The sequence below is a fragment of the Coleofasciculus sp. genome (assembly GCF_046565525.1).
Taxonomy (GTDB): domain Bacteria; phylum Cyanobacteriota; class Cyanobacteriia; order Cyanobacteriales; family Coleofasciculaceae; genus Coleofasciculus.
Genome location: NZ_JBKHUP010000202.1, coordinates 1 through 6,049, shown reverse-complemented (window position 1 = coordinate 6,049; position 6,049 = coordinate 1). Strand labels below are relative to the sequence as shown.

4 protein-coding genes are annotated in these 6,049 nt (G+C 36.9%); all 4 read right to left on the bottom strand.

The features are described from left to right. Positions 1-103: 103 nt before the first annotated feature. The 4 genes from ACLGGO_RS34825 to ACLGGO_RS34810 all read right to left on the bottom strand — a co-directional run bounded on the left by ACLGGO_RS34825 (position 104) and on the right by ACLGGO_RS34810 (position 5,949). A complete protein-coding gene (locus ACLGGO_RS34825; protein WP_446422745.1) occupies positions 104-1,636 on the bottom strand; it encodes a hypothetical protein in 1,533 nt (510 codons plus the stop codon). Positions 1,637-1,701: 65 nt separating this feature from the next. Next, positions 1,702-3,636: an asparagine synthase (glutamine-hydrolyzing) gene (gene asnB / locus ACLGGO_RS34820; protein ID WP_446422744.1), complete on the bottom strand. Its 1,935-nt coding sequence runs from the start codon at positions 3,634-3,636 to the stop codon at positions 1,702-1,704. 7 nt (positions 3,637-3,643) lie between these two features. Next, entirely contained in the window at positions 3,644-4,564 is a 921-nt protein-coding gene (locus ACLGGO_RS34815; RefSeq protein ID WP_446422743.1) for a class I SAM-dependent methyltransferase, read from the bottom strand. 53 nt (positions 4,565-4,617) lie between these two features. Next, positions 4,618-5,949 carry an FAD-dependent oxidoreductase gene (locus ACLGGO_RS34810; RefSeq protein WP_446422742.1) on the bottom strand — a complete coding sequence of 444 codons (1,332 nt, stop codon included), beginning with the start codon at positions 5,947-5,949 and terminating at the stop codon, positions 4,618-4,620. Positions 5,950-6,049 lie beyond the last annotated feature (100 nt).

Below are 6,049 nucleotides of genomic sequence, written 5' to 3'. Positions count from 1 at the left end.
AATCCGACAAATTGTTGAAGAATTGGTCAAATAAAAGAAATCTCGGCAATATTATCCTTATACTGACACCTTAGATAGTTTTCCCCCAACAAAAGGATTGTGACTAGCGATACTGAGGAGAAATCAGATACATATAGTAGTGACTATGGTCATAGACAATACTATTTGTAAAATTTGCAAACTCTTCAATGTTTAATTTATAATTTTTTGTGGATATTTCATAGTCTAATATTAATAGTATTGTTGTATTATTTTGCTTGATGAATTTGTTAATATTTTCACGATGAGTCTTTTCATTCCACCTTGTCTTGAGCCAATTTTTGTCCCACTTTATAAAACTGCCCAATTGCTCTGTTTCTAAAAAATAGATTTTTTTATTCAAAAATGCAGACAAGGGAGAGGCTGTATAGTTAGCGACAATTGGCAGGTCACTTATCTGTTGACTCTCAATCAATTGAGCGGCAGATTTTGCTGATGAAAAAGGATAAAATAGATCCATAGTATAAGCAAAGGTTCCCGCTATCATCTGAGCTAACAAAATTATCAGAATAATTAACTTTTTATTTTTCTTAGAAAAATAGCTTAGCTTTTTTGACCAACGAAATAAAAAATTGGATTGATTATAATAAGATGAAATCCATAGACAACTAATCAATAGAATATACAAATATCCATAATGTCTTAAAAAGAATCCAGAATAGCTTGTGGAAAAGTCAAAGAGTAGAATGAAAGCTGTTCCGGAAACATACAAGAAGAGTGGGATTGGTCTCCGAATAAAGATCCCAACAAAAAAGACAAGCAAGACTAGGGATAAAATTACAGAAAGTAGATTCCCAAGCAAGCTTGTTGTTAGCAAGTTCGTGTTCCAAAAATTATAACTCAAGATATCAGGTATTGGAATATAACTTTTCCAGATAGCTGTAATGGGCTTGAGCGCTGAGGACAGGCTTATTTTTTTTAATCCATTCACCTTATAGGCAAAATCGGCTGGAGGGATTAATTGGGATACTGCCATACCAATTCCTAGAGTGAAGACAAGAACGCTAAGAACAATATCTTGCTTCTTAGGAAAACGGAGATTAATAACACTTTTGTAAAAAATTGCTTCAAATGCTAAGGTTATTCCCAGTGATATAGCTATAATCAACCCAATAATATTTGTGTTTGAGAGCAATGCTAAAATGATAAATAGAGCCAGATAACTCTTTGTGCGAGTTTTATATAAAGCACAAAATAAGAAAATTAATAGAATTCCTAAAGTGTAGTTGCGGCTGATAATACCATACTCATAAAAGGGAAAATAACCGAAGGAAAACAGCACTTTTTGCAATTTAGTGAAAGGAGAAAATCTGGCAAAGATATAGATCGCCCCAGTAGCGAGCATCAGATGAAAAATCTGCATAGCTACTGGGTTTTGAGTAAAGCGAGTAGTGAGATACAAACATAAATACCAGAGTCCCGGATGGATCTCATATCTCAAATTATTGAATAAATCGCCAAGGGAGGTACTCTCTCTGGCAATTAGCCATGCTTGAAGTTCATCTATCCACATTTCATGGTTGAGAATACCGATTAGCCCGAAAGAAAAAAAGACTGTAATTAATAAGCCTGTAAAGACATTATTATTGCTCATCATACCTCTGGCATTACACCTAGTAAACAGCTTTTTCCGCGTTAAATTTAGTTCGTTTGATACACGATTCAGTATTTATGAATTGGGAATAAAGAAATTTTATGAATATAAATTTCATACCACAACATATAGTTTAATAATCCCCACAAAAATCGCCCGTGATCGATACTTCTAGATTGATGCTCTTCCCAGATTTTCGTTATCGCTTTAGCATTAAATAACCCAGTTGAGTTCAATTTACTTGGAGACAGCACCGTCTCGACTATACCTCGCAACTCTGTAATAAGCCAGCGAGAGTAAGGCATTTCTAACCCTACTTTCCTTTTATTCAACACTGCCTTGGGTAATAAATCATCTAAAGCTGAGCGGAGCAAATGTTTCTTCTGCATCCCTTTTAGTTTAAGAGCAACTGGTACAGTAGCCAAAAAATTTACCAGTAGCGTATCTGTGAAGGGAACACGCGCCTCCAATGAGTGTGCCATCGTCATCCGATCATTCTTAATCATTAGATCGTCTGGCAGATGATAGCTATAGTCAACGTAAAGCAACCGATTTAACTCATCTTCAGCAAGACAACTGTTATAGGCATTTACAAATAATTGAGCAGAAGGGGGGAAATCTGTGAACTGACTTAGCTGGCACAATACTGACTTTTTCGCATCTTCAGAAAGCACCATACGCCAATAAAAGTGCGAATTGGGAATATCTAGCTCCGCTCCGTGGACAAAGCGTTTGGCTTTAAAATCAAAGCTGAGCTTGTCATGAGAGACAGGCAACATTTCAACACAAGGACGGATCATTTTTTGCCTGAGTAGAGGAGGAATCCAACGGTACACTTGGCGCACCTTATAGGCGGCATGAGTATCGTACCCCGTAAAAAACTCATCTCCACCCTCGCCCGAAAGCAAAACTTTTACATGTTCTTGAGCACATTCAGCCAATAAGTAGGTAGGAATGGCAGAACCGTCCGCATAAGGCTCATCTATGTAACTCAGATACGTTGACAGAAGGTTCTTAACTTTGTCTGGCGTCACAAGAACTTCATGATGTTTCGTCCCCACATGTCTGGCTACCATCCACGCATAGCTTGATTCATCAAAGCTAGAATCATCGAAGCTAATCGAGAAGGTATGAAAATCAGAATCACCTCGAACCTTTGCCATTAAAGCGGTCAAGGCACTGGAATCCAGTCCACCTGAAAGCATTACACCTACTGGCACATCAGCAATTAGTTGCCTCTCTACAGCTTGGGTTAGAAGTTCGCGAGACTGTTCTATAGCATCTGCTTCCGACAACTGCTCATTGATATGGTACTCAACATTATAGAAGCGAGTGATGTGAATCTGTTGGTCAACTGGGCAGATGCTTAACCTATGACCAGGACGCAACTCATGGATATTCTCAAAAGCTGTCAATGCTCCTGGGATGTAGTTAAAGGATAGAAAGTGATACAGAGCTTCCAGACTCGGATTAGGAGTGTAACCAGGAACTGCCAATAACGCCTTAATCTCTGAAGCGAACCAAAAAGCTCCTTTATAGTGCATATAGAACAAAGGTTTGATACCAAACGGATCTCGTGCTAAGTGTAGAGTCTGTATACGACTATCCCATAAAGCAAACGCATACATACCATTGAATTGCTTAACACAGTCAACACCCAGCTCTTCATACAGATGTAAAATTACCTCAGTATCTGTGCGGGAATAAAAGCGGTGACCTTTCTGGTCAAGAGAAAATTGTTGTCGCAATTCCCGAAAATTATAAATTTCTCCATTGTAACTGAACCAGATCGTTCTGTCTTCATTGGACATTGGTTGTCGCCCCGCATCAGTGAGATCGATGATACTCAGGCGTTGATGCGCCAGTCCACAGGCTCCATCCCATTGAATTCCCACAGCATCGGGACCTCGATGTCGCAATGTCGCTGCCATATTCATGAGGACATCCTCAGAAAAATCCCAGTCACCTAGATCCAATTTCAAAACACCTACAATACCACACATAGTTTTCCTACAAAGGCTTTTGCCCATAAACCCGCATACATCCACTTGGCAAGGTAAGCATGACCCGCCTTCGAGAATCCACTCGGTTGATAAGTGCCAGTGCTGCCTGAGATAGCCTTAAACTCCATTTAGCTAGATAACTTGCGAAATATGAAATTGAATAAGTTTTAGATTGAGGAAGAATACGAATATTAACAAAACCGACTTGGCAAAGTAGATCGGAAATTGTCTTCGGATCAAAAAAAACAAGATGCCAACGCTCAAAAAAGTGCCAGCGACTTCCCAATAAACGTCTACTCAAAGAGTCAAAATTCGGTGTACTGAGAGCTATCCACCCTCCCGGAGCCAGTAAGTTGTAACTGTCTTGAATGAGCTTAGTTGGCTTATCAACATGTTCAATGACATCCCACAATGCAACCACCTGAAAAGTTTTAACTTCATAATCGGTAGATCTAAACATATTCACATTGATCCGCTTACCGAATTTTTCCTTAGCGAGGGTTGCCGCCTCAAAACAAGGTTCACACCCCCATACTTCAAATCCAAACTCGGTTGCTGCCTGCAAAAAAAGACCTGTTGCACAGCCAATTTCGAGCAATTTTCCGGTTCCCCCTGTCAGTTTTTTTAAAAAAATTGCTTCATCTCTAAAAGAAGCTAACTTTCCCTCTGTCTCCTTGAAATAACTTTCAACACTACCAGTTGCATAAATAGCGGCTAGCGTTTTTATTGAGTCACGCGGACAGGTATAATAAAAACGGCAGTTAGCACATTGTACAATGGGATGGTGACCATCTATCCAAACTTCATAGGAATAGCTAGATAGTAGGTTTAGCTTGTCTTGTAAGATAGTTCCGGGGTAAATTTTATGTTTTTTTCTAGAGCCACAATTAGGACAATAAACATTAACTAGATTGCTAGAATTTGACATTTTTAAGTCCATGAAAATATTTTAAATCTTTTCCTCAAAATATACAGCTAAACCTAATTATAATTAGGGCAAATACATTGTTCAATAATTTCCTGCCCAAATTTCATTTGATCGTGAAGGTGGGTATAGAGAAACTTTCCATTTCTTCCTGAAATATTCAAATTTCCAAACTTATAGAGCCAATTCATAATTCTCTCAACTTTATCCTCAAAATCTATCTCTAGTACAGGATAAGCATAGTTGATACGACCTACCCATGAATCTATTATTTCTTCTTTTTTTATCCAATCTATATAAATAAGTTTTTCTTTAACCAAATTAACAATTTCTTTTTGGGTCATGCTCCAAATTTCATCTTCATACTGGCAGGGAATTTCTGCCACAAGCGATGTCTTTTCTGGTGGCGACATAGAGGAACTTCTATTCTTAGGTTCATAGATTCTAGTAAAGGGAAAATTAGCTTCGGGAAAGTAGACTGTGGCATTTGGAGTAATTGATTCTTTATCAAGAAACAAAGCAACTAATCTAAGATGACGAAATCGAAGACTATCAGCTATTTTTAAAATTTCTTGGGGTGGACTTGGCGTCATTATTTTTAATAAAATATTTATAGGTATTGTACTTACCATTTTATCTATATTCATGGTTTCTTTTTCTCTAATTTCTAGACCAATAATTTTTGTGTGATCATGCCAAATTTTAGTAACCTTTGAATTCAAAAATATATTGTCCTTGCCGCAATAATTTCCCATCCTTTCCACTATACTACCATACCCATTTTTGGGGTAATAAAAAGAGCCATCTAAATGCTTAGTTTTTGCAGCTTTACTTACAAAAGCTTCTGTTAGAAATGTTTTAAAATCAAGTCCTTTAAGTCGGTTACCCGATACATTACAGGAAAGCTTATCACAAGACACTCCCCATAATTTTTTTGAGTAATTTAAGAGAAAAGATTCAGCTATTGTCTTACCATATTTTTGCAAAGCAAGACTTTCAAAATTATCACCTATATAACTAGAATTTAGTCTACCTTTTAGTAACTCAAAGCTCGACTTTAAACAATACAACATACCAAGTTTATTTAAAATATCAAAAGGAGAAAGAGGAAAGTCAATATATTTTCCGGCTTTAAAAATTTGGCTCGGTACATTAATCAGTTTTAGTTCATCTTTCATCAGGTTTTGAATTTCATCGGTAATATCAGGATTTTTATCATGTAAACGATGTGCTCCTAAGTCAAACATAAAATCTCCTTTTTTTAGAGTAGTACAGTTACCTCCAACATAATCATTTGCTTCAAAAATATTAAATTTAATACCGTATTTTTTAGCATAATATCCTATAGCTATACCTGCTGGCCCACCACCTATAATTGTTACGTTCATGGGAAGATATTATCCTTATTATTCAACCTAAAATATTACACTGTAGTTCAAAAGCGTACACTTATATTATATAACCAATTCTTCAACAATTTGTCGGATG

What these genes read in the sequence shown, in the direction of transcription:
- ACLGGO_RS34825 (WP_446422745.1), bottom strand. Translation starts at nt 1,636, where the DNA reads ATGATGAGCAATAATAATGTCTTTACAGGCTTATTAATTACAGTCTTT.
- asnB (WP_446422744.1), bottom strand. Translation starts at nt 3,636, where the DNA reads ATGTGTGGTATTGTAGGTGTTTTGAAATTGGATCTAGGTGACTGGGAT.
- ACLGGO_RS34815 (WP_446422743.1), bottom strand. Translation starts at nt 4,564, where the DNA reads ATGTCAAATTCTAGCAATCTAGTTAATGTTTATTGTCCTAATTGTGGC.
- ACLGGO_RS34810 (WP_446422742.1), bottom strand. Translation starts at nt 5,949, where the DNA reads ATGAACGTAACAATTATAGGTGGTGGGCCAGCAGGTATAGCTATAGGA.